Raw genomic sequence first — 26,864 nt, 5'->3', positions numbered from 1 at the left:
ACGCACGCCGGCTCGGCGCTCAGTAGCCGCCCTGGGCGGCAGATCGATCGGCAAAAACAGGGCGAACGTGGGCGTGTCCGCGACCGGAATCACAGAACGTACTATTTGATTCTGGTGTTTTTCTGTTGCACGCGTGAGGTGTTGCAGCGCACAGCAGGCTTGTCACACGCGCGGGGTATAACCATCGGCGAATCGCGGCGAGGGGGGCGCTGCATCCGATGCCGTTGCTGCACGCGATGGCATTGCATCCGCAACGTCCAAGGAGAGATGTCGCCATGCCCAAGCCCTCGTTGTTGTCCGTGATGTGCACCCTGTCGCTGGTCTCGCTGCCGCTGGCGGCGGCCGAGCTGCAACCCAAGCTGCTTGCCGGCCCACCGGAGGAATTCGCGCAGATGCGCGCGCCCGATCCGGCCGAATCGGCGATCCTGTCCAAGAGCGCCCTGCTGCCGGTGGAGCTGGCACCGGCCGGTAACGCCGCACGCTGGCAGGGCACGCTGCCGGTGGAAAACGGCCACCTGCGTTTCATGGTGCTGGCGGGCGACCAGGCATGGGACGCCGCCGTGGCGGCACCACGTGTTGCCGGCGCACGCGCCGCTGCCGCGCCGCAACTGCAGGCACAGCGCACATTGCTGGGCACCGCCGAGAGCGGCGCCAGCGGCATGCGCTACGCGGTGGAATCTGCACAGAACGGCGCTTGGTCGCTGACCCTGCAATCGGCCTCGCCGGTGGCGCAGCGCGGGTATGTGCTGACGGAAGGCGATGCACGCACGCAGCTGGCATCGTACCCGCGTGACCGCCAGCAGCTGGTGGGCAAGTCGCTGACGCTCAATGCGATGCTCAGCGGCAGCGATGCACGTGGTACCACCTTGCTCGCCGGCCAGGCGGGGCAGATCGACGATGCCAGCCTGCGGGTGATCGATCCGCAAGGCGCGGTGCGGGTCCTGCCGATGGCCGACGACGGCGCGCACAACGATGGCGCTGCCGGCGACGGCGTGTATGGCGGGAGCTTCCAGCCAGGCCGCGAGGGCACCTGGATTGCGCAGGTCATTGTGCGCGGCCACGATCAGGCCGGGCAGCCGTTCGTGCGGACCAGCGAGCACGTGATGCCGGTGCTGGATACCTCGCTGCGCCTGCTGGGCAATGCGCTCAGCGCACGCGCGACCGACGGGACCCGGTTGACCCTGGCATTGCCGGTGGCGGCACGCGGCAATGCACCGTCGCACTATCGCGTGTTCGGCCAGGTCTGGGGCACCGATGCCAAGGGCAAGGACGTGCCGGTGGCGTGGATCGGCGGCATGCTCACGCCGCAGCAGGGGCAGCTGCCGCTGAGCCTGGACGAGCGCTGGATCGCACGTGCGGGTGCGCGCGCACCGTTCTCGCTGCGTGGGCTGCGCATCGAAGACCCGGACCATTACATCCCGTTGGTGCAGGCCGGCAGCTTGCCGTTGCAGCTGCCCGCCTTGCGGCGCGCCAGCATCGCGCGGGCCACCGGCGGCATCGACGAAAGCATGCGCATGGGCCCGCGCCCGGCCGCGCTGGCCAGTGCCACCGCGATGGCGCAGCCGCAGGCGGCCGGCTCGCAGCTGGTGCTGGTGCACGGCTACTGCTCCAACGGTGTGTGGCCGCAGGCGCAGTTCACCAATGCGTCCACGTTCCTGGACGCCAAGCAGAACCGCAGCAACGACCAGTTCGCACAGCGCATTGCGCAGTTCGCCAGCCAGTGGTCGTCGTTTTCCACGGTGGCGCACAGCCAGGGCGGCATGGCCGCGCTGCACCTGTACACCTACTACTGGAGCGGGCTGGATAACGCCAGCGGCGGCCGCGTGATGCAGTCGGTGGGCACGCCGTATCAAGGCACCAATCTATCCGGCGTCCTGGCCGCGGTGGGGTCGTGGTTCGGCGTGGGCTGCGGCACCAACTCGGACATGACCTACGACGGCGCCAAGGCCTGGCTGGCCGGCATTCCCGCCGATGCGCGCGCCAAGGTCAACTACTACACCACCTCGTTTGCCAAGACCAACTGGTATACCAACGACTACTGCAATGCGGCCTCGGACCTGGTGTTGAACGACCCGGAAGACGGCACCGTGGAGCAGGTCAACGCGCAGCTGCCCGGCGGCGTCAATCGTGGCCACACCACTGGCCAATGCCACACCACCGGCATGCGCGACCCGGCGCAGTACCTGGATGCCAACCGCAATGCGGTGATGAATGCGAATGCGGCCAGGTAGTGCGGTGTTCGCGATACGCACGAAAATGGCCGGCGCGCGTGCCACCATTGCGGCATGCATGGGAGCACCGGTGCGTTGCTGCAAACAGAGCGGGCCACGAACAATCGCTGCCTGAAATCGAGATGGCCGGCATACAAGTCTCTCGATAGGGACACCAGCAAACGGCCTGCTGCGGTGTGCTGACCGATTGCGGAACCGTTGGCGGCACGGATGCCGCCAACGCAACTCCACGGACGGATTCACGGTGTGCCTCACCATCGGTGAAGGCGCCGCATGTTCGACACACTGAGCCGCCAGCGTGCGGCGCAGCGTTCGAGCGGTCTTATTGGCCGATCCGAGCCGCTTCGGATGCCCATAGTTCTGCATCTGCGCCCGCAGGGATGAACATCGGCGCGTCCAGGTCGGTGGCTGCGCGCCAGATCGCTTCAGCAACATCGATCGACTGGGTTCCCGGGCCAGTGGACGCGCTCATGCGTGCCATTGTCTGCTGCATAAACGGTCCATACACCGCGTTGTCGAGACCACGCAGACCGGTACGAGCGGTGGCACGGAATGCCGTCTCTCCGCACGAGCCTGGCGACACGACCCGCACGCGAATGCCGAAGTCCTCCAGCTCGGTGGCCAGCGATTCGCTCAGCGCGTTCACCGCGGCCTTGGCTGCACGGTAGGCACCGATCAGCGGAAGCGGCTTGAGCGTTGCGCTCGACGACACGTTGACGATGACCCCGGCGCGGCGCGCACGCATCTGAGGCAAGAGCGCCTGCGTCACTGCAAGCGTACCGAAGGTGTTGGTTTCGAACAGCTCGCGTACCGACTGCAGGCTTGCAAGTTCCAGCGGCATGGGCGCACCGAAGCCTGCGTTGTTGACGAGGACGTCGATCGTGCCTGCCGCAGCAACCGCGGCCTGGATGCTGTCGGTATCGGTGACATCGAGCTGCAATACCTTCAACCGGGGCGACGCCGGAAACAGGTCATCGCGTGGCGTGCGCATGGTGGCGACCACGCGCCAGTCGCGCTCCAGGAAATAGTTGGCGGTTGCCAGGCCAAAGCCCGACGAGCAGCCAGTGATGAGTACGGTTTGCATGAAGCACCCTCGGTGACGTGACGAGAGATGTACGTTAGTCTTCAAGAACCATACTTTCGATACCTGAAAGTATTTAATCCATTTGCCAGAGTCCAACGATGCTCGACCCGCTTGCCGAGGTTGTACTGCTGCTCCGGCCGGCGGCACGGTTTTCCAAGCTTGTGGTTGGTGCTGGTGCGTGGTCGGTATGCCGCTCCGATGCGCCAGGCCCGTTTTACTGCGCGGTGATCGAAGGATCGTGCCGGCTGGCGCTTGAGGATGGCGAGGTGCGCGTTCTTGAAGCGGGCGACTTCGTTTTGGCACCCGCCATGCTCGCCATCACGCTCTCCAGCGTGCTGGCGTCGGCCGAGCAGGCCCACACGGTGCCGACCGATATGGGCGATGGCAGTTTCCGTATCGGTGCGCAGGACGGCCCCGTAGATCTTCGTGTCGTGATTGGCCATTGCAGCTTCGGTTCGCCCGATGCGGCGCTACTGGTGTCGCTGCTGCCCCGGCTGGTGCATGTGCGTGGTGAGCCACGCCTTGCCACGTTGGTGAATCTGGTGGGCGAAGAGGCACGCGCAACCCGACCCGCACGCGCGGAAGTGCTTGCGCGGCTATTGGAAGTGCTGTTGATCGAAGCCTTGCGCTCGCTGACAGCGAGCGACACAACGCCAGGGCTGGTGCGCGCGCTCTCCGATGTGCGCCTGGCAGCGGCGATGCGCGCACTGCACGCTGCACCGGCGCATGCGTGGACGGTCGAGGCGCTCGCCAGGGAAGCGGCGCTGTCGCGATCCTCGTTCTTCACGCGCTTCAATCGTGCGATGGGCATGGCGCCGATGGAATATCTGCTGGCATGGCGCATGGCGCTGGCAAAGACACTGCTGTCAGAACACGGGCTTGGCGTTGCGCAGGCGGCGCAGCGGGTGGGTTACGGCTCGGCCAGCAGCTTTAGCGTGGCCTTCACTCGTCACACCGGCAGTGCGCCCTCGCACTATGTGCGCGCGCAGAGTGCGGCGGCAGAAGCGCTGTGACGCCACGGCCTGCATGCGCACACGCGCGCATGATGCGAACCGATTGCGTCGACGCAACCAGCCCGTGGTGACGGGGATGCGGCCTGGACGCTAGCGAAACACCACCGTGCGATGGCCGTTGAGCACGATGCGGTGTTCGACATGGCGGCGCACCGCGCGGGCGAGCACCAGCGATTCGGTATCACTGCCCAGGCGCACCAGGTCGCGTGGCGTCATGGCATGGTCGACGCGCGCAACGTCCTGTTCGATGATCGGGCCTTCGTCCAGGTCTTCGGTGACGTAGTGCGCAGTGGCACCGATGATCTTGACCCCGCGCGCGTGCGCCTGGTGATACGGCTGGGCGCCCTTGAAGCTAGGCAGGAAGCTGTGATGGATGTTGATGGCGCGCCCGGCCAGCGCGCGGCACAGGCCGGGCGAGAGGATCTGCATGTAGCGCGCCAGCACCACCAGATCGATGTGTAGATCATCCACCAACGCGAGCAGTTGCGCTTCCTGTGCGGCACGCGTGTCGGCGCTGACCGGCAGATGATGAAAGGCGATGCCGTAGGACGCCGCCAACGGCGCGAAGTCGGTGTGGTTGGAGACGACCGCCGCGATGTCCACCGGTAATTGCCGGCTATGCATGCGGAACAGCAGATCGTTGAGGCAATGGCCCTGCTTGCTCACCAGCACCAGCAGCCGCGCGCGCCGACGCGCATCGTGCAACTGCCACGTCATCTGAAATGCGTTGGCCAACATGGCAAACCGCTGCTCGAGGCTGGCGATATCCGTGCCCGGCGGCTTGTCGAAATGCACGCGCAGGAAGAAGCGGCCGCTCTCGTCATCGCCAAATTGCTGGGCGTCGAGAATATTGCAGGCCAGATCGAACAGCAGCCCGGTGACGCGGTACACGATACCGGTGCGATCGGGGCAAGACAGGGTAAGGATGTAGTCGGAGCGCATCGGCGCAATGATAGCCAATGCATGACGCCGCTGGCGCAGTGCTTGCGTCGGTAACTGTTGCATGGTGCGAGCGCGGCGATAGCACCGATGACGCTGCACCGCGAACGACGGTGCTGGTCACCGCGGTGCCGCTGGCGTGACCCGAGCAGCAGCCTATCGATTGGCAAGGCGGCGGTCACACCATCGCCCAGGCCCGGGCTGGAGATGGCGCGTGCGCTCAGCGCGGCGGCAGGCGCAGCATCAGGCGACGATTGATTTCATCCAGCTGCGCGAGCGAGTCTTCTACCGAGGTGTCCATGGCGTCCTGGGTGGTGATGTGCGCCCGCAGATGCGCCGGGTCGCCCAGATCGCCGCGCACCAGGAACACGTTTTCGCCGACCTCGCCCAGATGACGGCTGAGCACCACGTGGTCCACCTGGTCGAAGCCATGCTGTTTTGCCAGCGGCAACAAGCGCGCGGCCATGCGCTCGCTGGCCGCGTCGGTGGGCTTGTTCAATTCGGCATCGAGCACACCCACCGCTTCACGAATCTGCGCGAACAGATAATGGTCCGGATGCTCGGGATGGTCCGGGCCCACCTGGCCCTGGCTGACGACCGGTGGGGTGGTCATTGCGCGTCACCGGCACAGGCTGCTGCGCGCGAAGGGCACGCGGTGGAACCGGGCCTGTTGTGCAGGTATCGCATCGCATTCTCCGTGAAGGCGCTGGTGGTGGCCGGACCGCGTTGCGCATCGCGCAGCGCAGTGCCTGGCCGAATCGAGCAGGCACCTTAGCCGCTTGCGCAGATTGCCTCAAGCCAGCCAACACCTTGAGCGCGGCATGACGGTGTGGCGGCGCTCTGACGTGCAGTGCAGCGGCGTTGGCGTCTGCCGCGCCCGCTCCTTGGCCGCAATGCGGTGCAGATGCAGACGCGTCATTGCGCCCGGCCATGATGTTCGTTGCACTGAAGGTGCGCCTGCAGCAGCGCCCTACGTTTCTTGAACCAACTCACCTCGCAGGCAGTACGCCTACTGACGCCAGTGCGTTCGACCGCGCTACGCCTGCCCCGCCCGACGTGCGGCCACTTCCGCCAGCACTGCCCAATCGGCGTTGCCATCGCCATGGGCAATGGCCTCGTCCAGGTTGGCGCGCAGCAGTTCGCCCAGCGGCATCGGCACCTGCCTGTCGGCACCGGCCTGGATGGCCAGATCCACATCCTTGCGACCCAGCGTGGCGGTGAAGCCGGCCGGCGTGTACTGGCGTTGCATGATCAACTTACCGTAGCCCTGATACGCGGGCGCGGCGAACAAGGTGCTGGTGAGCATGCCCAGGAACTGGGTGACGTCCACGCCATGGCCGCGTGCCAGTGCACTGGCTTCGGCCATGGCGCCGATGGCGCTGGCCAGGCAGAAGTTGGCGGCCAGTTTGACGGCATTGGCCTGCTCGGGCGCGCTGCCGATGTGCCAGGTCTGTTGCCCCAGCACATCGAACATCGGCTGCACGCGGGCCAGCGCGGCATCATCGCCGGCAGCCAGGATGTTGAGCTTGCCTGCTGCAGCCACATCGACACGGCCGAGTACCGGCGCGGCCACATAAGCCACCCCGCGCTCGGCGTGCAGGGCGGTCAACTCATGCGCCAGCGCCACCGAGATGGTGGCCATGTTGACGTGCACGCTGCCGGCCGGCAGCGCATCCAGCACGCCACCATCCAGCACGGTCTGGCGCACCGCATGATCGTCGGCCAGCATCGAAAACAGCAGCGGGCCATGCGCGGCATCGCGCGGTTGCTCCACCACCGTGGCGCCAGCATCGCGCAGCGGCTGGGCGCGTTCGGGCGAACGGTTCCACACGCTCAACGCAAAGCCGCCACGCAGCAGGTTGTGCGCCATCGGCAGGCCCATCGTGCCCAAGCCCAGAAACCCTATCGGCATGCGGTGTCCTTGTTCGGAATGGCGTTGATGGTGCGGATCAAGTGGCGAACACGCCACGCGCATCGCGCGGTTCGCAGCGCAGGTATTGCGGCGCAGGCGTGACCGAGGCACCCAGCGCGGCGGCGGCATGCCACGGCCAGCGCGGGTCGTACAGGATGCCACGCGCCAGCGCGATGGCATCGGCCTGGCCGTCGCGCACAATCGCTTCGGCCTGCGCCGGCTCGGTGATCAGGCCTACGCCGATCACCGGCGTGGCGACCTGCGCCTTGATCTGCTCCGCGAACGGAATCTGGTAGCCGGCCTGCACCGGAATCTGCTGACGCGGGTCCAGCCCGCCGCTGGAGACATGGATGTAGTGCGCACCGCGTGCATCCAGCGCCTTGGACAGGGCGATGCTTTGTTGCAGATCCCAGCCACCGTCCACCCAATCGGTGGCCGAAATGCGCACACCGACGGCAATGCGCGCGGACACCGCCGCGCGCACGGCGTCGAAGATGCGCAGCGTCAACCGCATGCGGTTTTCCAGCGATCCGCCATAGGCATCGCTGCGCTGGTTGCTCAGCGGCGACAGGAACTGATGCATCAGGTAGCCGTGTGCGGCATGCAACTCGATCAGGTCCAGGCCCAGGCGTTCGGCGCGTGTGGCCGCGTCCACGAAGGCGGCGACCACCGCGTCGATGCCGGCCTCGTCCAATGCCTGCGGCGCCGGTTGGCCGGCCTTGAACGGCACGGCCGAGGCAGACACCGTCTGCCAGCCATGCGCGTGATCGGGGGCGATGGCCTCGCCGCCCTTCCAGGGAAGATCGGTGGACGCCTTGCGGCCGGCATGTGCCAGCTGGATGCCGACCGGCATCGGCGACCAGCGGCGCACCGACTGCAGCACCGCGTCCAGCGCCTGCTCGGTAGCGTCGTCGTACAGGCCCAGATCGGCGTAACTGATCCGCCCTTCCGGCAGCACCGCGGCCGCTTCCAGAATCAACAGGCCGGCGCCGGATTGCGACAAGGTGCCCAGGTGGATGCGGTGCCAGTCGCTGGCACGGCCGTCCTGCGCGGAGTACTGGCACATCGGCGCGATGACGATGCGGTTGGCGAGCGCAAGCGGACCGAAGGCGATGGGGGAGAACAACTGGCTCAAGGCAGCATCCAGACGCAGCGTGGGGGCGCCCATTGCACTGCGCCCGGCGCTGCGACACAACCGCTGCAATGGATCACAGCGTCATGCAGAGCGCGCACTGTCGTACCTGGCCTGCGCGCTGCGCAGCGGGTCCGGCGGCTGATGCAGGAAGGCCAGCGCCTGCGCGCACGACTGCTCCACTTTCAAGGTGAGCAGATCGTCGGCGCGGGTGCGCCCGAAATTGAGCGCGGCGATCGGCAGGCCGTTGCGCGCGGCGGCCTGCACGAAGCGAAAGCCCGAATACACCATCAGCGACGAGCCCACCACCAGCACCGCATCGGCGGCCTGCAGATGCGCAAAGGCGCGCTCCACCCGCTCGCGCGGCACGTTCTCGCCGAAGAACACCACATCCGGCTTGAGCACGCCACCGCAGACCGGGCACGGCGGCACCACGAAGGTGTCGAAGGCCACATCGTCCAGATCGGCATCGCCGTCGGGTGCTTGTGCGGCCTCAAGCGCTGCCCAGCCCGGATTGGCCTGCTCAAGCAACAGTTGAAATTCGGTGCGCGGCATGCGGCGCTCGCAGCCCATGCAACGCACCACGTCCAGACGGCCGTGCAGGTCGATCACCGCCTGACTGCCGGCCGCCTGATGCAGGCGGTCCACGTTCTGGGTCAGCAACAGTTCCAGCTGCCCGCGCGCCTCTAGTGCGGCCAGCGCGTGATGGGTGGCGTTGGGTCTGGCCTGCCCGAAGCGCGGCCAGCCGATCAGGCTGCGCGCCCAGTAGCGCTGGCGCGTGGAGAGCTCGCCCATGAAGGCCTGAAAGGTCACCGGTTGCGGACGCTTCCAGCCGCCTTGCAGATCGCGGTAGTCCGGGATGCCCGAATCGGTGCTGCAGCCGGCACCACTGAGCACGAACAGGCGCTGATGGCGCTCGATGAACGCCTGCAGCGCGTCGTTGTCGTGGGCGGGAACAGCGGTCATCGAACACCTCCAATAGCCATGGGATCACGTTACGACCGCCCTGCAGGCGCTGCCAGACCGGCCCCCCGCTCCACTGCTCGATGGCGCAGCAAATACAGTGGCATGGCGCGTTGCCACCCGGCGCGGCCCAGCACGTACTACGCAACACCGACGGCGGCGGATGCACGCCGACGGCCGCGCCTGGTGCATGCGCGCGCTCATAGATCTGGGGCTGCGCTGGTCGATTCCAAGCAAGCGCGCAGCGCATGCTGCGTCATCACGAGAAGGCGTGCAGGCGGGACCGGCGGCGGGCGGTGTCGCGGTGGTCAGGCGGCGCCCTGCCGGCCACTGACAGCTGGGACAGCCTTCTTGACCATGCATCCTCTCGTCCGCACGCTCCCGGCGCGGGTGGGCGCAACACTCAGTGCGCAACGCCCGTCTGCTGCACGAACTGCAGCAGATCCCGGTTGAAGCGCGGGCTGTCTTCCAGAAACGGGGCGTGGCCGGCGTCCGGATACAGGTGGATCTGTGCGCGCGGCTGCAACTGGCGCGCACGTGCCAGTGCCGGTTCGCTGAGCACCAGCGCATCGCGGGCACCGTATAGCAGCAGTATCGGCAGGCGGGTGCGCTGCAGGCCGGCGACGTCGATGGACATGCCCTGCACCGCACGCTGCATGTCCCACGAGGCCAGCGCTGCATTGGCCAGCAGGGTGTCGAACACCGGCGCAGGCGGTTGGGTGGCGAAGCACAGCCGCAGGAAGTCCTGGACTGCCTGCAGATGCGTGCGCAGGTCGTCGGAGACCAGGTCGCGATAGATGGCCGGATGCGCCCCCAACTGCTGCGCGCGCAGTTCGATCACGCCATCGACGTACACCACGCCCGCCAGGCCGCGATCGCCGTAGCGGCTCAGATAGTTGCTGATCACCGCACCACCCAGCGACCACCCCACCAGCACCGCATTGCGGGCATCGGTGGCCTTGAGCACCGCTGCCAGATCGTCCGCCCAGCGCGCGCCTTCCCGATACGCCGATGCCGCGGTCGGTTTGCCGGACAGCCCGTGGCCGCGCAGGTCGTAGCTGATCAGCCGGTAGCCCTGCAGTTGCGGGTCGGCCAGCTGTGCGTCCCAGTTGATGCGGCTGCCCAGCAGGCCGTGCACGAACACGATCGCCTGGCCGTCGGCGGCGCCATGCTCCTGCACGGCCAGGACCACGCCGTCCGGGGCGGTCACCTGGTAGCTGCGCGAGTTGCTGGTTGCAGATGGGCTTGCTGACGCGATCGCGCAGACACACAGCAGCAGGCTGGCCAGCGTGCGCTGCCACCAGCGGGCACAGGCAGGTGAAGCGGGTCGAATGGACATGGAGATGCCTTGCAGAACAGGGAAGACGGCATCGTCGGGCCTCACACCAATGTGAGGGTCAAGCGCGGCGTGCCACGTATGCTTGGCAGATGGGCACCTCTTCCACCGCTGACATGCGCATCGGCGCGCTGGCGCAGCGCACCGGCGTCAGCGTGCGCTCGCTCCGCCACTACGATGCCCAGGGCCTACTGACGTCGTCGCGCAGCGCCAATGGCTATCGGCTGTTTGCGGCCAGCTGCGTGACGCAGGTACGCCAGATTCAACGCCTGATCGGCACCGGCTTCAGCCTGGACGACATCCGCCGGTTTCCCGATTGCATGCGGCTGGTGGAAGGCGCGCCGCTGTGCCCGGAAACCCTGCCGGCGCATCGGCAACGGCTGCAGCTGATCGAACGCCAGCTGGCCGACCTGGAACGCCGACGCGCGCGCTTGCTGGCCAGCCTGGCGCAAGATCCGTCAGCGCGGGCCACGCCGCAACGCACGCACTGCAAGCGCACTCCGCCGTCGGGATGATGTGCGTTGGCCGCCCCTGGTGCGCGCCGTCTCGCCGACGCTGATCACCTGCATGCCGAGCACGCGTGCGTAGAACGCGCAGGTGGCCTCCACGTCGGCCACGGTCAATACCAGATGACCGAGTCGCTCGATCTGCATCACTCACCTCGCGCAGGATGCGGCGCAAAGCGCCCGTAGGGTCGCGCGTCGTCCGCACGTTGGCGCAGGACGTGTGCGGCGGCAAAGGCCAGTGCCAGCAGCGTCAGGCACATGCCGACCAGGCCAGACCAGCCGCCGTGCTGCCAGAACCAGCCGCCCAGCGCGCCGACCACGCTGGAGCCGGCGTAATAGGCCAGCAGATACAGAGACGCAGCATGGCTGCGATGCGCGCCACCGAGCCGGCTCACCCACGCGCTGGCCGCCGAATGCGCGATGAAAAAGCCGATCGTCACCAGCACGATGCCGGCCACCACCAGCGCCAGCACATGCGCCAGGGTCAGCGCCACGCCCAGCACGCACAGCACGATGCCGGCGCTGACCACCGGGCCACGCCCGAACCGGTCCGAGGCCGCACCGGCCACCGACGAGCTGACGATACCGAACACGTACGCACTGAAGATCATGCCGATCTGGCTCTGGCTCAGACCGAATTCCGGCCCGCCCAGGCGAAAGCCGGCGTAGTTGTAGAGGCTGACGAAGACACCCATCAGCAGGAACGGCAACGCAAACAGCCACGGCAGGTTGCGGTCGCGCAGATGCCCGGCCCAGGCGCGCAGGTGAAACTGCAGGTTGACGCCATGCCGGCGCACGAAGTGGCGGGAGGGCGGCAGCAGCCACACGAACGCGACAGCGCACAGCAGGTCGACCACGCTCAGTAGCGCCAACGCGGTGCGCCAGTCGGTGTGGTCGGTCAGCACGCTCATCGCAATGCGCCCGGTCATGCCACCGAAGGCATTGCCGGCCACATACAGGCCGGTGGCTGCCCCCAGCTTGTTGGCCGGAAGTTCTTCGCCCAGGTACACCATCGCCACCGCCGGCACACCGCCCAACGCAATACCCGACAAGGTGCGCACCACCACCAGCGCGCCCCAGTGCGGCAGGAACGCGGCCACCAGGTTGAGCACGGCCGCCAGCGCGATGGAGGCGAACATCAGCCCGCGCCGGCCCAGGTTTTCCGACACCGCGCCAGCGCAGAAGATCGCCACCGCCAGCCCGCCGGTGGCCAGCGACAGCGGCAGCGAGGCAACCGCCGCATCCACGCCGAAGGCACGCGCGAACTCGGGCAGCACCGGCTGCACGCTGTAGAGCAGCGAGAAGGTGGCAAAGCCGGCCAGGAACAACGCCAGGCGGATGCGCAGCGTTGCGGGCGGGCCGGCGTCGGCGCCGGGCGATGGGCCGGACGTGCCGGAACTACGATCGGAGGAAGACACGGGAGCGCACTGGAGACCAGGGACGGCGAGTATTCGCCTGCGCCCACCCCCTGTCCAATATATGATGCTGGCAGCTTCCATATATAAAAAAGATGCCTATGGAACTGCGTCACCTGCGTTATTTCCTGGCGGTTGCCGAGGAAGGCAACTTCACCCGGGCTGCGGCGCGGGTAGGCATCGGCCAGCCGCCGCTGAGCCAGCAGATCCAGACGCTGGAACGTGAGCTGGGCACGCCGCTGTTCCGCCGTACCCACAGCGGCGCAGAGCTGACTCCGGCCGGCGAGGCGTTCCTGGGCGAGGTGCGCCGCGTGCTGGCCGACGTGGAGCGCGCCGCCGACACCGCCCGGCGCGTGGCGCGCGGAGAGTCCGGCCGGCTGCGCATGGGGTTCACCGCCTCGGCCGCGTTCAGCCCGGTGGTGCCGCGGCTGATCCGCGATTTCCGCCGGCAATGGCCGCAGGTCGAGCTGCTGCTGGAAGAAACCAACACCGCCAGCTTGCTGGTGGGCCTGGCCGATGGCCGCCTGGATGCGGCGTTCGTGCGCTACGGGCTGAGCACCCCGCCCGACCTGCAACTGCTGCGCTTTGCCGACGAGCCGATGAAGATCGCGGTGCCGGCGGCGCATCCGTTGGCCGCGCGCGCCAGCGCCCCGTTGGCGGCGCTGGCCGGCGAGCCGTTCATCCTGTTTCCGCGCAGCTTCGGGTCCAGCCTGTACGACGAAATCCTGGCCGCCTGCCGCGAATCGGGCGTGACCTTGCGCATCACCCAGGAAGCGCCGCAGATGTCGTCGATCATCAATCTGGTCGCCGCCGAACTGGGCGTGTCGGTGGTGCCCGCCTCCACCGCGCAGCTGCAGCGCCCCGGCGTGCGCTACCTGGATATCGAAGGCCGCATGCCGCTGGCGCGGCTGGCGTTGGCGGTGGCACCCGGCGCGTTGGACAGCGCGCCACTGGTACGTCAGTTATGGGCGCTGGCGGAGTTGATCTGAGGCGTCGTCGGCTCTGCGATGCAGCGCATCGGACGCATGCATCGCGCTGGACGACCGCAGCGACGCCGCGCCTGGCTGCCGACCGGCGCAGCATGGCTTGACCTCAACCGCGATTGAGGTTGTCCAATGCAGGCCCCTCACCGATCTTGAGTGCCATGCATCTCCGTCACCTTGTGCTGCCCTGCCTGGATCCCGACCTCACCCTGCGGTTTTACCGCGATGTGCTGCAGCAACCGTCGCACGGCAATACCGTGCGTATCGGGTGGAGCACGCTGGAATGCGTGCAGGCCCAGCAACCGGTGGGCAGCGTGCACCTGGCCTTCAACGTGGCCCCATCGCGCTTCGAGGCCGCTGCGCACTGGATCGGCGCGCGCGCCAGCCTGATGGGCGATTCGCAAGGTCGCCGGCATTTCGCTCTGGACGGCCCGTGGCAATCGCAGTCGGTGTATTTCGCCGGCCCCGATGGTGCGGTGCTGGAGTTGATCGCACGCGATGCCTTGCAGGATGCGCCGGCCGGCACCGGCCAGTTCCACGGCGAAGAACTGCTGTGCCTGAGCGAAATCGGGTTACCCAGCGACAACGTCGAGGTGGTGACGCGCAGCGTTGCGCATCACTTTGGCCTGCGGCCATTCGCTCCGCCCGTGGAGGGCTTTGCCGCATTGGGCGATGACCACGGCTTGTTGATCGTGGTCGACCAGCGCCGGCGGTGGTTTCCGCAGCAACGGCAGCTGCCCTGGGCCGACGGCCTGCGCGTCAGCGTGGACACGCCGCAACCGGGCCTGCGCCTGCGTGATGCGCAAGGGTGGGAATTGCTGGCGGCGTGAGCCGCCGCGCTGCCCACTCATGCAGCGCTGGCCGGCGCCGGCAACCGGAAAAACGCGCGTGCCGCCGCAGTGCTGTTGGCGGCGGTCACGGCCACTGCTTCGCCGCGGTCGCGCGCCAGTTCTTCCACGATATGCGCCAGATACATCGGCTCGTTGCGACGGTCCTTGGGCAGGGGCTTGAGCGTGCGCGGCAGCAGATAGGGCGCGTCGGTTTCGATCATCAACCGGTTGGCCGGGATGTTGCGCACCAGCTCGCGCAAGTGCGCGCCACGGCGCTCATCGCATAGCCAACCGGTGATGCCGATGTAGTAGTCGCGGTCCAGATAGGCAAACAGTTCCTCGCGCGTGCCAGTGAAGCAATGCACCACCGCTGCACCCAGCTTGCCGTCGAAGCTGCGCATGATCGACAGGAAGTCGTCATGCGCATCGCGCTGATGCAGGAACAGCGGCTTGCCGTTGTCGGCGGCTAGTTGCAGCTGGCGCTCGAAGGCCTTGTGCTGGGCCGGGCGCGGTGCGAAATCGCGGAAGTAATCCAGCCCGCACTCGCCGACCGCCACCACCTGCGGATGTGCCTGCAGGGTGCGCATTTCCACTTCGCATTCGGCGGTGAATTCCACTGCGTGATGCGGGTGCACGCCGGCGGTGGCGTAGAGGAATCCGGGGTGTTGTTGCGCCAGTTGCAGGGCCAATGGCGAATGCTCGCGGCTGGCACCGGTGATCACCAACTGCGTCACACCGGCATCGCGTGCGCGTTGCAGTACGGCATCGCGGTCGCGGTCGAAGGAGTCGTGGGTGAGGTTGGCGCCGATATCGATCAACTGCATGCTGCGGTGTCGCCTGAAAGAGCAGGTGTGATTGTACTGGGTGGACGTTGCCCTCACTGGGTGCACGTTGCCCTCATCCGCCCTGCGGGCACCTTCTCCCGCAGGCGGGAGAAGGGAGGTCCGCAACGGGATCGGCAGGCGGCCAGCGGTACCTGCATGCCATCGGCCTGCACGAACGCACGGCCTTTCCCCCTCTCCCGCCTGCGGGAGAGGAGCAGGGGTGAGGGCCGCGTGCGCAACACACTCACACCATCACCGGCACCGCCTCGGCCGCACGAACGCACGGCCTTTCCCCCTCTCCCGCCTGCGGGAGAGGGGCAGGGGTGAGGGCCGCGTGCGCAACACACTCACCCCACCACAGGCACCGCCTCGGCCGCACGAACGCACAGCCTTTCCCCTCTCCCGCCTGCGGGAGAGGGCCAGGGGTGAGGGCCGCGTGCGCAACACACTCACCCCATCACAGGCACCGCCTAGGCCGCACGAACGCACGCCTTTCCCCTCTCCCGCCTGCGGGAGAGGGCCAGGGATGAGGGCCGCGTGCGCAACACACTCACACCATCACCGGCACCGCCTCGGCCGCACGAACGCACGGCCTTTCCCCTCTCCCGCCTGCGGGAGAGGGGCAGGGGTGAGGGCCGCTTGCGCAACGCACTCACCCCATCGCAGGCACCGCCATCGCATCGATCTTTGCCGCCAGCGCCTGGATCGCCAGCTGCGCCGAGCGCGAGAGCTGCCGTTGCGGGGCCACGCACAGAGCCAGCGTCATCGGTTTGGTCAGGTGCTGGCGGAACGGCACGAAGGCCAGGCGTCCGTCGGCCACATCCGGGGCGGCATCCAGCCACGACATCAGGCCCACGCCGGCACCGGCGCGCACCAGGCCGCGCAGGGTGCGCACGTCGTTGCAATGGGTGAGCCGCTTCACGTCGATGTGCTGGCGCTGGTACAGCACCTTGGCGTGCTCGCCGACGATCAGCGGGGCGGCCGGTAGCAGCAGGCGGTGTTCCAGCGTCTCGCTCAGCTGCAGCTCGGTGCGGGTGCTCAAGGGGTGGCCTACCGGCATCGCAATGCCGAGCGGGATATCGGCAAAGGCGCGCACTTCCAGGTCCACGCTGCTCACCGGGTCCAGCAGCAGGCCGATATCCACATCGGCCGAGGTCACCATTTCCATCACCCGCTGGTTACGCGCGGTGGACAGGTTGAAGGTGATGCCGGGGTACTCCTGCACCAGCGCGGCCACTGCCGCCGGCACCACGCCTTCGCTGAGCGCGTCGATCATGGCGATCTCCACATGCCCGCGGCGCAGCCCCTTGAGCTCGTCGAAGCGCTCCAGGGTACGGGCGTAGGCCTTCTCCCAGCCGCGCACGTCCACCAGCAACAGCTCGCCGGCAGCCGTGAGTCGCAGCCGGCCGGGCAGGCGCTCGAACAGCTGCGCGCCCAGCTCTTCCTCGGCCTTGAGGATCTGCCGGTCGATCGCCGAGGCCGACACGTGCAGCACCTCGGAGGCCTTGCGGATGCTGCCGCAGCGGGCCACTTCGATGAAGTAACGGGTGAAGCGGGAAAAGGTCAGCATGCGGCATGGCTCGGTTGGCGTTGCATTTTTTGCAATGGCTTGGCGGAAAAACGATGTTTGATCACACACCCCCGGCTTCCTAGAGTCAATCCGGCACCGCTCCCGCCTCATGCCAGAGACCGCCCCATGGATGTCGCCGTCCCCGCCCTGCCGCTGCACTGCACCTTCGCCGCCGCCGACTGGCAGCGCCTGGCCCAGCATTGGCACGCGGTGGCGCTGAGCAGCGAGGTGGGGCAGGCACCGTTCAAGGCCACCCTGCTGGACGAGCCGCTGGTGCTGTACCGGCTAGGCGAGGAATTGGTGGCCGCGCGCGACGTCTGCCCGCACCGCGGCGTGCCGCTGAGCATGGGCACGGCCGATGGCGGCGGCGTGGTGTGCGCCTATCACGGGCTGCGCTTCGGCAGCGGTGGGCGCTGCAACCACATCCCCGCCAGCCCCAGCCAGAACATCCCGGCCAAGATGCGCCTGCACACCTACGCGGTGGCCGAGCGCTACGGGCTGATCTGGGTGTGCCTGTCCAGACCGGCCGGGGTGAGCGATGCGGAAATACAGATCCCGCCGATGCCGGGCTGGGACGAAGACGGCTTCCAGCAGATCGTGTGCCCGGCCTTCGACATCGGCGGCAGTGCCGCACGCCAGCTGGAAGGCTTCATCGACGTGGCGCATTTCGCCTTCGTGCACACCGCCACCTTCGCCCAGCCGGACAAGCGCGAAGTACCGGCCTACACCACCACCGAAACACCAACCGGCTTCAACGCCGATTACCTCAGCAGCGTGGCCAATTATTCGGTGGACATGCCGCTGCCGGACGTGGACCCCGACTTCCAGTGGCTGCGGCATTTCGAAGTGCATCTGCCGTTTACGGCCACGCTCACCATCCATTTTCCGGTGCCGGGCAAGCGGCTGGTGATCATGAATGCCGCCAGCCCGGTCTCCAAGCACAAGACCCGGCTGCTGGTGCCGATCGCACGCAATTTCGACACCCATCTGCCGGTGGAAGACGTGCATGCCTTCAACCTGCGCGTATTCGAAGAAGACCGCGCCATGGTCGAGGCGCAACGGCCCGAATACCTGCCGCTGGACCCGCTGCTGGAAGTGCACATCCCGGCCGACCGCAGTTCCATCGCCTATCGCCGTGGCCTGCGCAGCCAGGGCTACAGCGACTTCTTCCTGCGTTGACCGCCAAGGAGCACGCCATGAGCCTGCATGAAGTGCGCGTTGCCGCGGTCATCGACCAGGGCCATCGCCAGCGTGCAATCCGATTGGAACCGATCGATGCCGAACTGCCCGCCTTCGAGGCCGGCGCGCATGTCGACCTGCATCTGCCGGACGGCATGATCCGCCAGTATTCGATCGCCAGCGCACCGCATGTGCGCGATCACTATCTGTTGTGCGTCAAGTTGGCCGACGCCTCGCGCGGTGGGTCACGGCACCTGTGCGAGCAGCTGAGCACCGGCGACCGCCTGCAGATTTCCAACCCGCGCAACCTGTTCCCGCTGCATGCGGGCGAACGGCACGTGCTGCTGGCCGCCGGCATCGGCATCACCCCGCTGCTGTCGATGGCCGAAGCGCTGGAAGCGCGCGGCGAGCCCTTCGTGCTGCATTACTACGTGCGCCGGCATACCGATGTGGCGTTTTCGCAGCGCCTGCAGCAAGGCTTTCTGCACGGCCAGGTGCAGATGCACCTGAGCGATGGCGGGCAAAGCCCGCGCGTGCATGTGCCCGAGGAACTCGGACAGGCGCGCGCGCACGACCAACTGTATCTGTGCGGGCCGGCGGCGTTCATGGACCACTTCACGCAGCTTGCAAAGACCCATGGCTGGCGCGCGGCGCAGGTGCACCGCGAGCACTTTGCCGCCGCCGACCCGCGGCGTGCACACGATGCCGATCACGCCTTCGAAGTGGAGCTGGCTGCCAGCGGCCGTGTGGTACAGGTGCCGGCCGATTGCAGCATTGCCAGCGCGCTGCTGAATGCCGGCATCGAGGTGCCGTTGTCGTGCGAGCAGGGCATGTGCGGCGCCTGCCTGACCGGCGTGATCGCCGGCACGCCGGATCACCGCGACAGCGTGCTCAGCGACAGCGAACGCGCCAGCAATGCCCAGATCACCCTGTGCTGCTCGCGCAGCCGCTCGCCGCGCCTGGTGCTGGATCTGTGAGTGCGTGACCGGCCTGCGGGCCAGGGCCGCCCTGCACGTCGACCGGCAGCGCAAGCGCGATTGGCTGCCGCAGATGTCTGGCGGCATGGCCAGGCCCGGCTCCGCTACCGACCACGCAAGGTGGCAAACCGGCACGCGCAGTGCAAGATGAGCGGCCCGCGCGGTGTGCCTGCGCGGGTTGTCCCTGCATCGAAGAGAGTCTGCTGATGGTTGCCTGTTCGTTCGTCACCCTGTGGCCTGCCGAGGGCGCACGCTGATGCGCTGGCCCGGATTCGCCCTTGCTGCCAATGCCAGCACCCCGCGCACGGAAATTCTGGCCGGTGCCACCACGTTCCTGACGATGGCCTACATCGTCTTCGTCAACCCCGACATCCTGGCCACCACCGGCATGGACCGCGGCGCGGTGTTCGTGGCGACCTGCCTGGCCGCCGCACTGGGCTCGCTGCTGATGGGCGTGCTGGCCAATTACCCCATCGGCATGGCGCCGGGCATGGGCTTGAATGCGTTCTTTGCCTTCACCGTGGTGGGCACGCTGGGCTACAGCTGGCAACAGACGCTGGGGCTGGTGTTTGTCTCAGGCTGCGTGTTCCTGCTGCTCACCGTCACTGGCGCGCGGCGCTGGCTGGTGGATGGCATCCCGCCGACCTTGCGCAGCGCGATCGCTGCCGGCATCGGCCTGTTTCTGGCATTGATCGGGCTGCAGAAGGCCGGGCTGGTGGTGGCGCATCCGCAGACGCTGGTGACCCTGGGCGACCTGCACCGGCCCGAGCCGCTGCTGGCGCTGGCAGGGCTGCTGCTGATCGGGGTGCTGGACGTCCGCCGTGTGCGGGGCGCGATGCTGCTCGGCATCCTGGCGGTCACGGCCGCGGCACTGGCCCTGGGCCTGGTGCACTACCAGGGCGTGCTGTCGCTGCCGCCAAGTCTCGCGCCGACCTTGCTGCAGCTGGATATCGCCGGTGCGCTGCACGGCCATGGTGGCAGCGGCGCGCTCACCGCCGTGCTGCACGTGGTGCTGGTGTTCGTGCTGGTGGAAATGTTCGATGCCACCGGCACCTTGATGGGCGTGGCGCAGCGCGCCGGCCTGCTGCGTACCGAGGCCCAACGCCGCCAGTTCGACCGCGCCCTGCTGGCCGACAGCACTGCCATCCTGGCCGGCTCTCTCCTCGGCACCTCCAGCACCACCGCCTACGTGGAAAGCGCTGCCGGCGTGCAGGTGGGCGGGCGCACCGGCCTGACCGCACTGGTGGTCGCGGCATTGTTTCTGCTCGCGTTGCTGTTCTCGCCACTGGCCGCCATGGTGCCGGCCTACGCCACCGCACCGGCGCTGATCTATCTGGCTTCGGTGATGCTGCGCGAATGCACGCAGATCCCGTGGGACGATATCAGCGAAGCCTTGCCTGCGGCCATCTGCATGCTCGCCATGCCGCTCACCTACTCCATCGCCACCGGCCTGGCCCTTGGGTTCATCACCTATGCGGTGCTCAAGCTCGGCAGCGGCCGCTGGCGCGCCGTGCATCCGGCCACATGGGCCATCGCCGGCCTGTTCGTACTGCGCCATGCGCTGGAATGAGGCCGCTGCCGCGCCGCGTATTCCGCCATTTTTTCTGGCCACGCGAGATGCAGCGCGGCACGTGGCATCACGCACTGCAGCGCCACGGCGCCGCCCCCTTTTTCTCAGAGCCCACCGCATGCCCCGTCTTCTTCGTTATCTACTCCTGTCGTTATGCGTGGTGCTGCCGAACGTAGCGCTCGCACGCCCCGCGCAAACACCGGCGCAACAACGCCAGACGCAGGTGGCACAGCTGTTCCAGGCCGCTGCCTCGCAACCTGCGCAGCTGCGCGCGTTGTTGCAGGCCATGCCCAAGGGCGGCGACCTGCACAATCATTTGTCCGGCTCTATCTATGCCGAGGACTATCTGCAATGGGCCAGTGACGATGGTGCCTGCGTGCAGCTGGACGACCTGAGCCTGCGGGCACCGCCGTGCGGCAAGGGGCAGCAGCCGGCCAGCGGCCTGGCCGCACGCGATGCCGCGTTGTACGGGCGGGTGGTCGATGCGCTGTCGATGCGCAAGTTCGTCCCCAGCCCCGCGCAACCCACCGGGCATGGCCAGTTCTTCGGCACCTTTGGCAAGTTCGACGCGGTGGTACGCGCGCACATGGCCGACACCGTAGCTGCGGTGCTCGACCAGGCTGCCCGCGACCGTGTGCCGTACGTGGAGATCATCGCCAACCCGCCGCAGATGGACCAGGCCGCCAAGCGCATGCAGGCGCTACCCTGGAACGGCGATGACGATGCCGCGAACCTGCGCGCCCTGCAGGATGCCTTGCCGGCACTGGTGCAGGCAGCGCAACGCGAGCTGGCCGCCACCGACACGCAGGTCCGCCGCGTGCTGCGCTGCGACCAGGCCGATGCCCGTCCCGGCTGCAGGGTCGCCTACCGCTACGTGCCGTATGTGTTGCGCGTGCTGCCGCAGCCGATGGTGTTCGGGCAGATGGCACTGGCCCATGCGCTGATCACCGCCGGTGGCAGTCGCGCGGTTGCAGTGAACATCGTCGCCCCCGAAGACAACCCGGTGGCAGTGGCCGATTACGCCCGGCATATGGCGATGTTCCGTTTCTTTGCCGCGCGCTACCCGGGCGTGCCGCTGTCCCTGCATGCCGGTGAACTGACGCTGGGGCTGGTGCCGCCTGCGCACTTGCGCACGCACATCCGCCAGGCGGTGGATGTTGGCGCGCGCCGGATCGGGCACGGCGTGGACCTGCCCTACGAAGACGATGCCCAGGCGCTGCTGGAACAGATGCGCAGCAAGCAGGTGGCGGTGGAGATCAACCTCACCAGCAACGATGTGATTCTTGGCATCAAGGGCGCCGCGCACCCGTTGTCGATGTATCTGCACGCCGGCGTCCCGGTGGTGCTGTCCACCGACGATGCCGGCGTCTCGCGCGCAGACATGACCCATGAATATCAACGCGCCATGCAGGAGCAAGGCATCGACTACCCAACGCTCAAGCAGCTGGCACGCAATGGCCTGACCTACAGCTTCCTGCCCGGCGCCAGCCTGTGGAATGCGGATGGTGCAGCTGCCCCGGCCTGCGCCACTGCCTTGCAGAGCGAAACCGACGACGCCGCGTGCCAGGCATTTCGCCAGGGCAGCGAGAAGGCACGGCTGCAATGGCAGCTGGACGCCGATCTGGCACAGTACGAACGCACGCTATTGGGGCAACAACACGCTGGCACATGACAGGTAGGAGCGCGCTCGCGCGCGATGAAGCGTTACCGGCAACGCCATCCGCGCGCAAGCGCGCTCCTACACAGGCAACGTCCCGCTCCCTCTCCGCTGCAATGCACTCAACCCACACGACCAACGCGCAATGACTTCCCCACACACCGCCCCATCCAAACGCCGCGTCATTCTCGAAGACGATATCGACGGCTTCACGCCTGCGCAGCTGCTGCTGTTGCAATCGCCCGAGGTCGAGGTGCTGGGCATCAGCGCCGTGAGCGGCAACATCTGGCGCGATGAAGTGCTGGCGCACACCTGCCGGCTGCTGGAACTGGCCGGCCACCCGCAGATTCCGGTGCTGCCCGGCCCGGTGCATCCGCTGCTTAACAGCGAAGCGGCCACCGAACGCTGGGAAGCGCTGTACGGCAAGCTGGTGTGGAAAGGTGCGTGGACCAAGCACTGGGTGGAGGGCGACACCGTGCAAAGTGCACCGCGCTATCACGCGCACGACGTGGTGCCGGACCTGCCGCTGGGCAATCCCGGCGTGGTGCGCCCCAGCGACGAGCCGGCCGCGTTGTTCATGCTGCGCATGGTGCGCCAGTACCCGGGCGAAGTGAGCATCATTGCCACCGGCCCGTTGACCAATCTGGCGCTTGCGCAATCGCTGGACCCGGCGTTTGCCACGCTCGCGCGCGAGCTGGTGTACATGGGCGGCAGCCTCAATCCGCGGCAGCAGCGCAACAGTGTCAGTGCACGGCAGTTCGCGCGCGAATTCGTCAACTCGCCCCGCCGCGAATTCAATATCCGCTGGGACCCGGAGGCCGCCAGCATCGTCATGCGCGCACCGTGGCGCCAGATCACCATGGTGCCGGTCGACCCCTCCACCGCCACCGAGCTCACGCCTGAGTTGCTGGCGCGCATGAGCGGGGCCGACACCACCATTGGGCATGCGTTGCGCCGACGCGAGCCTGGCTTTCCGATGTGGGATGAACTGGCCACGGCGGTGTGGTTGCAGCCGGCGTTGGCCACGCAGCTGGAGACGCTGTATGTCGACACCAACACCGCCTTCGATGCCGGATATGGCGACATCCTGTCGTGGGCACCGGGCTACCAGCCGGGCCTGGGCGAGCAGGCGCAACGCGTGGTGCATGCGGTGGATGTGCAGGCATTCGAGCAGTTGTTGGTCGACCGCCTCACTGCGCCGCAGCCGCCAGCAGTCGGGTTGCCATTACCCCTTCTCCCACCGGGAGAAGCTGCCCGAAAGGCGGATGAGGGTACGTCAGCCGAGAAAAATGCGATGCCAGTCGAGTACGAAAACGAGCCGGCTCAATGAGCCGCCGACACACCTCCACCTCCCGGGGCACCCTCACCGCAATCCCCGCTCCGCGCCCCAGCCCGCGTTTGCGACGCCGGCGCTCCAATGCACGCGCGCCAGTGGCGCGCAGGTCGCACCTTCTCGCCCCGGCGGGAGAGCGGCTCGACCAGCACCCGTACCACTCCAGCAACCCAAGGTGACCCATGCAACTCCCAGCGCAGTGGCAGGCCGGCGTCGATCGCAATACCGAAGTGCTGCGCAGCCATGCGCAGCTGCTGGCCACCTTCAACGCGCCCACTACTGCCGCGCGTGATGGAAGCGGCCCACGCGGCCAGATCGCCTCCATCGTCAGTAGCACACGCAGCCAGCCCACGCTGGCCGCGCGGCTGGCAACGCAGACGCTGACGCGCATCAACCAGGTCAACGACAGCCTGTGCGCGATCACCCGCCTGCTGCCGGCGCGCGCCGCCGCCGATGCCGCGCGCGTGCAGGCTGCACTGGCCGGGGGCAGCGACGGCGGCGCATTGGCTGGCGTGCCGTTCGTGGTCAAGGATCTGTTCGACGTCGCCGGGCAGGTCACCACCGCCGGTGCTGCGGTTCGCGCGCACTACCTGCCTGCTGCGCGCGATGCAACGGTTGTGCAGCGGCTCAGCGATGCCGGCGCGGTGCTGATCGGTACGGCCAACATGGACGAATTCGCCTACGGCTTTGCCACCGTCAACGCGCACTACGGCACCACTGCCAACCCGCATGACCACCAGCATCTGGCCGGCGGCTCATCGGGCGGCTCGGCCGCGGCAGTGGCCGCCGGGCTGGTGCCGTTCGCGCTCGGCTCGGACACCAACGGCTCCATCCGCGTGCCGGCCGCGCTCTGCGGTGTCTACGGCCTGCGCCCGACGCATGACGCGCTGCCGCTGGATGGCGTGTTTCCGTTTGTGGATGCATTGGATGTGGTCGGCCCGTTCGCCACCTCGGTGGCCGATCTGCGTCTTGTTTATGAGGTGATGCGCGGGCATGCGCTGCCCGCGGCCACTACCGGCAAGCTGCGCATCGCACGCCTGGGCGGCTGGTTTCAGCGCAATCTGGATCCAGACCTCGATGCCGCGCTGGCGGCCGTGCTGGCCGCCTGCAACAGCAGTGCCTCGATCGAACTGCCGGAGGCCGAGCGCGCACGCGCAGCCGCCTTCGTCCTCACCGCTGCCGAAGGCGGACACCGGCACCGCAGCGCACTGGCCACGCACGCCGCGCAGTTCGACCCCGCCACGCGCGATCGCCTGCTGGCCGGCCTGCAGCTGCCCGCCAGCGCCGTGGCCGACGCGCACCGCTTCGCCCACTGGTTTGCCGGCGCCATGCACGCGCTATGGGACGATGTGGATGTGCTCATCGCGCCGACCACGCCGTGCGTGGCACCGCGTATCGACCAGGACACCATCCAGATCGACGGCCTGCCGGTGTCGGCACGCGCCAATCTGGGCATCTTCACCCAACCGCTGGGGCTGGCCGCCTGCCCGGTGCTGGCCGCACCGTTGCCGCGTCCCGGGCGGCTGCCGCTCGGCGTGCAGCTGATTGCCGCGCCCGGCCGCGAAGACCGCCTGTTCGCGCTCGCCGCGCACCTCGAACGCGATGGCCTGCTCGCCTTCAGCCCGCCGCCGGAGACACGCTGATGCTGCAGACCCTGCGCGCGCGCCGCGGCATGGTGGTGGCCCCGCACCACCTCGCGGCGCAAGCCGGGCGCGATGTATTGCGCGACGGCGGCAATGCCATCGAAGCCGCCGTGGCCACCGCTGCCTGCCTGGCGGTGGTGTACCCGCACATGACCGGCATCGGCGGCGATGGCTTCTGGCTCATCCACGAACCCGATGGCCGCGTGCATGCCATCGACGCCTGCGGCCGCGCTGCACAGGCGGCCACGCTGGATTTCTATCGGGGCCACAGCAGCATCCCGTGGCGCGGCCCCGACGCGGCCAATACCGTGGCTGGCACCGTCTCCGGCTGGGCGCTGGCCCTGCACCACGCGGGCGGCACCTTGCCGCTGCAACGCCTGTTGCAAGAGGCCATCCACCATGCCAGCGATGGCGTACCGGTGACCCTGGGCGGTGCCCAGATCGCCGCCGGCAAGAGCGCCGAACTGCGCGTGCAGCCCGGTGCCTACGCCAGCATCTTCGAACCGCACCGCGCGCCCCTGCACGAAGGCGCGCTGCTGCAGCAACCGCAGCTCGCCCGCACCTTGCAGCGGTTGGCCGACCACGGCCTGGAGAGTTTCTATCGCGGCGCAATCGCCGACGACATCGCCACCGACCTGCAGGCGCTCGGCAGCCCGCTACGCGCGCACGACCTGGCACAGCACCAGGCCGACGCCAGCGTGCCGCTCTCGGTCGCCATCCACGGCGCGCGCCTCTACAACCACGCACCGCCCACGCAAGGCCTGGCCTCGCTGCTGATCCTTGCCTTGTTCGATCGCCTGCATGCCGAACACCCCGACAGCTACGCGCATCTGCACGGCCTGATCGAAGCCACCAAGCAGGCCTTCCTGATCCGCGATGCGCATGTCGGAGACCCCGCCTGGATGTCGCTCGACCCACAGGCGCTGCTGGACGATGCCGCCGCCCTCGATGCGCTGGCCGCACACATCGACATGCGCCATGCCCTGCCCTGGCCGCACCCCTCGCAAGCCGGCGACACCGTGTGGTTCGGCGCCATCGACGCGTACGGCCGCGCGGTCAGCTGCATCCAGTCCACCTATTTCGAATTCGGCTCCGGCCTGGTACTGCCGCGCACCGGCATCACCTGGCAAAACCGCGGCTGCAGCTTCCGTCTGGCGCCGGACGGCTGGAACGCCCTGGCCCCGGGGCGCAAACCCTTCCACACCCTCAATCCGGCGTTGGCCACTTTCGACGATGGCCGCATCATGGCCTACGGCACCATGGGCGGCGAAGGCCAGCCACAAACACAGGCCGCCGTGTTCTCGCGCTACGCCCGCTACGGCATGCCGCTGCAACAGGCCATCACCGCACCGCGCTGGCTGCTCGGCCGCACCTGGGGCGAAGCCAGCACCTCGCTGAAGCTGGAAGACCGCTTCGATCCGGCAGTGGTGCAAGCACTACGCGACGCCGGGCATGCGGTGGAGCTGTTGCCCGCCTATACCTCGGTCATGGGACATGCCGGCGCGCTGGTGCGCGAGGTCGATGGCGTACTCAGTGGGGCAAGTGATCCGCGCTCGGATGGTGCGGTATCGGCGTGGTGACCACCGCGGCCGTATCCGGACTGCAGTGGCGACTCGCCTCGCCCGAGCGATGGCGCGCACATCAGGATAAAAGCGTTCACACATCGCAAGACCGTCTGTTCGGGAAGGTCCTAGCGAACCCAACCGCGGCAACTTCGGTACGGCGTATGCCATGCTTGCGCACGCCATGCGAGACATCCGCATCTGC

General features: G+C 67.8%; 22 protein-coding genes and 1 pseudogene. 12 read left to right on the top strand and 11 right to left on the bottom strand.

The window, feature by feature from the left end:
• Positions 1-275: 275 nt before the first annotated feature.
• Complete coding sequence (locus ACCQ10_RS01655) at positions 276-2,231, top strand: choice-of-anchor X domain-containing protein (protein WP_372361996.1); 1,956 nt, start codon at positions 276-278, stop codon at positions 2,229-2,231.
• Positions 2,232-2,553: 322 nt separating this feature from the next.
• On the opposite strand, the gene ACCQ10_RS01650 is transcribed toward ACCQ10_RS01655, so the two are convergent.
• Positions 2,554-3,315 carry an SDR family oxidoreductase gene (locus tag ACCQ10_RS01650; protein ID WP_184441227.1) on the bottom strand — a complete coding sequence of 254 codons (762 nt, stop codon included), beginning with the start codon at positions 3,313-3,315 and terminating at the stop codon, positions 2,554-2,556.
• 98 nt (positions 3,316-3,413) lie between these two features.
• On the opposite strand from ACCQ10_RS01650, the gene ACCQ10_RS01645 reads away from it, so the two are divergent.
• On the top strand, positions 3,414-4,328 hold the full coding sequence (locus ACCQ10_RS01645) for an AraC family transcriptional regulator (protein WP_372361995.1): 915 nt from the start codon (positions 3,414-3,416) through the stop codon (positions 4,326-4,328).
• Between the two features lie 90 nt (positions 4,329-4,418).
• Here ACCQ10_RS01645 and purU read toward each other — a convergent pair whose 3' ends face one another.
• From purU to ACCQ10_RS01615, 6 genes are all read right to left on the bottom strand, one after another.
• Positions 4,419-5,270, bottom strand: coding sequence for a formyltetrahydrofolate deformylase (gene purU / locus ACCQ10_RS01640; RefSeq protein ID WP_184554201.1), 852 nt, complete (start codon positions 5,268-5,270; stop codon positions 4,419-4,421).
• Between the two features lie 217 nt (positions 5,271-5,487).
• Positions 5,488-5,880, bottom strand: coding sequence for an XVIPCD domain-containing protein (locus tag ACCQ10_RS01635; protein ID WP_039411022.1), 393 nt, complete (start codon positions 5,878-5,880; stop codon positions 5,488-5,490).
• Positions 5,881-6,303: 423 nt separating this feature from the next.
• Positions 6,304-7,179, bottom strand: coding sequence for an NAD(P)-dependent oxidoreductase (locus ACCQ10_RS01630; protein ID WP_372361994.1), 876 nt, complete (start codon positions 7,177-7,179; stop codon positions 6,304-6,306).
• A 37-nt stretch (positions 7,180-7,216) separates the two neighbouring features.
• Positions 7,217-8,314 carry an NADH:flavin oxidoreductase/NADH oxidase gene (locus ACCQ10_RS01625; RefSeq protein ID WP_506191974.1) on the bottom strand — a complete coding sequence of 366 codons (1,098 nt, stop codon included), beginning with the start codon at positions 8,312-8,314 and terminating at the stop codon, positions 7,217-7,219.
• A gap of 81 nt (positions 8,315-8,395) precedes the next feature.
• Positions 8,396-9,277, bottom strand: a complete 882-nt coding sequence (locus tag ACCQ10_RS01620) for an NAD-dependent protein deacetylase (RefSeq protein WP_039411025.1) — start codon at positions 9,275-9,277, stop codon at positions 8,396-8,398.
• A 400-nt stretch (positions 9,278-9,677) separates the two neighbouring features.
• Complete coding sequence (locus ACCQ10_RS01615; RefSeq protein WP_372361992.1) at positions 9,678-10,613, bottom strand: alpha/beta fold hydrolase; 936 nt, start codon at positions 10,611-10,613, stop codon at positions 9,678-9,680.
• Positions 10,614-10,702: 89 nt separating this feature from the next.
• Here ACCQ10_RS01615 and ACCQ10_RS01610 point away from each other — a divergent pair, with 89 nt between their 5' ends.
• Entirely contained in the window at positions 10,703-11,125 is a 423-nt protein-coding gene (locus ACCQ10_RS01610; RefSeq protein ID WP_372361991.1) for a MerR family transcriptional regulator, read from the top strand.
• Positions 11,126-11,137: 12 nt separating this feature from the next.
• On the opposite strand, the pseudogene ACCQ10_RS01605 reads toward ACCQ10_RS01610, so the two are convergent.
• Both ACCQ10_RS01605 and ACCQ10_RS01600 read right to left on the bottom strand, forming a co-directional pair.
• Positions 11,138-11,263 (bottom strand): annotated as a pseudogene (locus tag ACCQ10_RS01605) (VOC family protein); the annotation flags it as partial.
• Positions 11,263-12,534: an MFS transporter gene (locus ACCQ10_RS01600; protein ID WP_184553474.1), complete on the bottom strand. Its 1,272-nt coding sequence runs from the start codon at positions 12,532-12,534 to the stop codon at positions 11,263-11,265. The pseudogene ACCQ10_RS01605 and the gene ACCQ10_RS01600, both read right to left, overlap by 1 nt.
• A 98-nt stretch (positions 12,535-12,632) precedes the next feature.
• Here ACCQ10_RS01600 and ACCQ10_RS01595 point away from each other — a divergent pair, with 98 nt between their 5' ends.
• Both ACCQ10_RS01595 and ACCQ10_RS01590 read left to right on the top strand, forming a co-directional pair.
• Positions 12,633-13,520: a LysR family transcriptional regulator gene (locus ACCQ10_RS01595; protein ID WP_047694507.1), complete on the top strand. Its 888-nt coding sequence runs from the start codon at positions 12,633-12,635 to the stop codon at positions 13,518-13,520.
• 155 nt (positions 13,521-13,675) lie between these two features.
• A complete protein-coding gene (locus ACCQ10_RS01590) occupies positions 13,676-14,344 on the top strand; it encodes a VOC family protein (protein WP_372361990.1) in 669 nt (222 codons plus the stop codon).
• 17 nt (positions 14,345-14,361) lie between these two features.
• Here the strand turns inward: ACCQ10_RS01590 and ACCQ10_RS01585 are convergent, their stop codons facing one another.
• Both ACCQ10_RS01585 and ACCQ10_RS01580 read right to left on the bottom strand, forming a co-directional pair.
• Complete coding sequence (locus ACCQ10_RS01585; RefSeq protein ID WP_047694503.1) at positions 14,362-15,168, bottom strand: TatD family hydrolase; 807 nt, start codon at positions 15,166-15,168, stop codon at positions 14,362-14,364.
• A gap of 652 nt (positions 15,169-15,820) precedes the next feature.
• Complete coding sequence (locus tag ACCQ10_RS01580; protein ID WP_184440894.1) at positions 15,821-16,738, bottom strand: LysR family transcriptional regulator; 918 nt, start codon at positions 16,736-16,738, stop codon at positions 15,821-15,823.
• Positions 16,739-16,864: 126 nt separating this feature from the next.
• Between ACCQ10_RS01580 and ACCQ10_RS01575 the strand changes: the two genes are divergently transcribed.
• The 7 genes from ACCQ10_RS01575 (at position 16,865) to ACCQ10_RS01545 (ending at position 26,677) form a co-directional block, all read left to right on the top strand.
• On the top strand, positions 16,865-17,917 hold the full coding sequence (locus ACCQ10_RS01575) for a Rieske 2Fe-2S domain-containing protein (protein ID WP_372361989.1): 1,053 nt from the start codon (positions 16,865-16,867) through the stop codon (positions 17,915-17,917).
• A gap of 17 nt (positions 17,918-17,934) precedes the next feature.
• Positions 17,935-18,894 (top strand): PDR/VanB family oxidoreductase, encoded by a 960-nt coding sequence (locus tag ACCQ10_RS01570; RefSeq protein ID WP_372361988.1) that lies wholly within the window; start codon positions 17,935-17,937, stop codon positions 18,892-18,894.
• A gap of 256 nt (positions 18,895-19,150) precedes the next feature.
• Entirely contained in the window at positions 19,151-20,464 is a 1,314-nt protein-coding gene (locus tag ACCQ10_RS01565) for an NCS2 family permease (protein ID WP_372361987.1), read from the top strand.
• A gap of 118 nt (positions 20,465-20,582) precedes the next feature.
• Positions 20,583-22,136, top strand: a complete 1,554-nt coding sequence (locus tag ACCQ10_RS01560; protein WP_372361986.1) for an adenosine deaminase family protein — start codon at positions 20,583-20,585, stop codon at positions 22,134-22,136.
• A 130-nt stretch (positions 22,137-22,266) separates the two neighbouring features.
• The gene (locus ACCQ10_RS01555; RefSeq protein WP_372361985.1) at positions 22,267-23,451 is read left to right on the top strand and encodes a nucleoside hydrolase; all 1,185 of its coding nucleotides are present in this window, start codon (positions 22,267-22,269) and stop codon (positions 23,449-23,451) included.
• Positions 23,452-23,636: 185 nt separating this feature from the next.
• Entirely contained in the window at positions 23,637-25,097 is a 1,461-nt protein-coding gene (locus ACCQ10_RS01550) for an AtzE family amidohydrolase (RefSeq protein ID WP_372361984.1), read from the top strand.
• Entirely contained in the window at positions 25,097-26,677 is a 1,581-nt protein-coding gene (locus tag ACCQ10_RS01545) for a gamma-glutamyltransferase family protein (protein WP_372361983.1), read from the top strand. Before ACCQ10_RS01550 ends, ACCQ10_RS01545 begins: the two co-directional genes overlap by 1 nt.
• Positions 26,678-26,864: the final 187 nt, after the last annotated feature.

The sequence above is a fragment of the Xanthomonas sp. NCPPB 1325 genome (genome assembly GCF_041477645.2).
In the GTDB taxonomy this organism is placed as follows: domain Bacteria; phylum Pseudomonadota; class Gammaproteobacteria; order Xanthomonadales; family Xanthomonadaceae; genus Xanthomonas; species Xanthomonas cannabis.
This window is presented reverse-complemented; position numbering and strand designations above follow the sequence as displayed.

Excerpts from the sequence above, each read along its gene's own strand:
- ACCQ10_RS01655 (WP_372361996.1), top strand. The coding sequence starts at position 276 with ATGCCCAAGCCCTCGTTGTTGTCCGTGATGTGCACCCTGTCGCTGGTC.
- ACCQ10_RS01650 (WP_184441227.1), bottom strand. The coding sequence starts at position 3,315 with ATGCAAACCGTACTCATCACTGGCTGCTCGTCGGGCTTTGGCCTGGCA.
- ACCQ10_RS01645 (WP_372361995.1), top strand. The coding sequence starts at position 3,414 with ATGCTCGACCCGCTTGCCGAGGTTGTACTGCTGCTCCGGCCGGCGGCA.
- purU (WP_184554201.1), bottom strand. The coding sequence starts at position 5,270 with ATGCGCTCCGACTACATCCTTACCCTGTCTTGCCCCGATCGCACCGGT.
- ACCQ10_RS01635 (WP_039411022.1), bottom strand. The coding sequence starts at position 5,880 with ATGACCACCCCACCGGTCGTCAGCCAGGGCCAGGTGGGCCCGGACCAT.
- ACCQ10_RS01630 (WP_372361994.1), bottom strand. The coding sequence starts at position 7,179 with ATGCCGATAGGGTTTCTGGGCTTGGGCACGATGGGCCTGCCGATGGCG.
- ACCQ10_RS01620 (WP_039411025.1), bottom strand. The coding sequence starts at position 9,277 with ATGACCGCTGTTCCCGCCCACGACAACGACGCGCTGCAGGCGTTCATC.
- ACCQ10_RS01615 (WP_372361992.1), bottom strand. The coding sequence starts at position 10,613 with ATGTCCATTCGACCCGCTTCACCTGCCTGTGCCCGCTGGTGGCAGCGC.
- ACCQ10_RS01610 (WP_372361991.1), top strand. The coding sequence starts at position 10,703 with ATGGGCACCTCTTCCACCGCTGACATGCGCATCGGCGCGCTGGCGCAG.
- ACCQ10_RS01595 (WP_047694507.1), top strand. The coding sequence starts at position 12,633 with ATGGAACTGCGTCACCTGCGTTATTTCCTGGCGGTTGCCGAGGAAGGC.
- ACCQ10_RS01590 (WP_372361990.1), top strand. The coding sequence starts at position 13,676 with ATGCATCTCCGTCACCTTGTGCTGCCCTGCCTGGATCCCGACCTCACC.
- ACCQ10_RS01585 (WP_047694503.1), bottom strand. The coding sequence starts at position 15,168 with ATGCAGTTGATCGATATCGGCGCCAACCTCACCCACGACTCCTTCGAC.
- ACCQ10_RS01580 (WP_184440894.1), bottom strand. The coding sequence starts at position 16,738 with ATGCTGACCTTTTCCCGCTTCACCCGTTACTTCATCGAAGTGGCCCGC.
- ACCQ10_RS01575 (WP_372361989.1), top strand. The coding sequence starts at position 16,865 with ATGGATGTCGCCGTCCCCGCCCTGCCGCTGCACTGCACCTTCGCCGCC.
- ACCQ10_RS01570 (WP_372361988.1), top strand. The coding sequence starts at position 17,935 with ATGAGCCTGCATGAAGTGCGCGTTGCCGCGGTCATCGACCAGGGCCAT.
- ACCQ10_RS01565 (WP_372361987.1), top strand. The coding sequence starts at position 19,151 with ATGCGCTGGCCCGGATTCGCCCTTGCTGCCAATGCCAGCACCCCGCGC.
- ACCQ10_RS01560 (WP_372361986.1), top strand. The coding sequence starts at position 20,583 with ATGCCCCGTCTTCTTCGTTATCTACTCCTGTCGTTATGCGTGGTGCTG.
- ACCQ10_RS01555 (WP_372361985.1), top strand. The coding sequence starts at position 22,267 with ATGACTTCCCCACACACCGCCCCATCCAAACGCCGCGTCATTCTCGAA.
- ACCQ10_RS01550 (WP_372361984.1), top strand. The coding sequence starts at position 23,637 with ATGCAACTCCCAGCGCAGTGGCAGGCCGGCGTCGATCGCAATACCGAA.
- ACCQ10_RS01545 (WP_372361983.1), top strand. The coding sequence starts at position 25,097 with ATGCTGCAGACCCTGCGCGCGCGCCGCGGCATGGTGGTGGCCCCGCAC.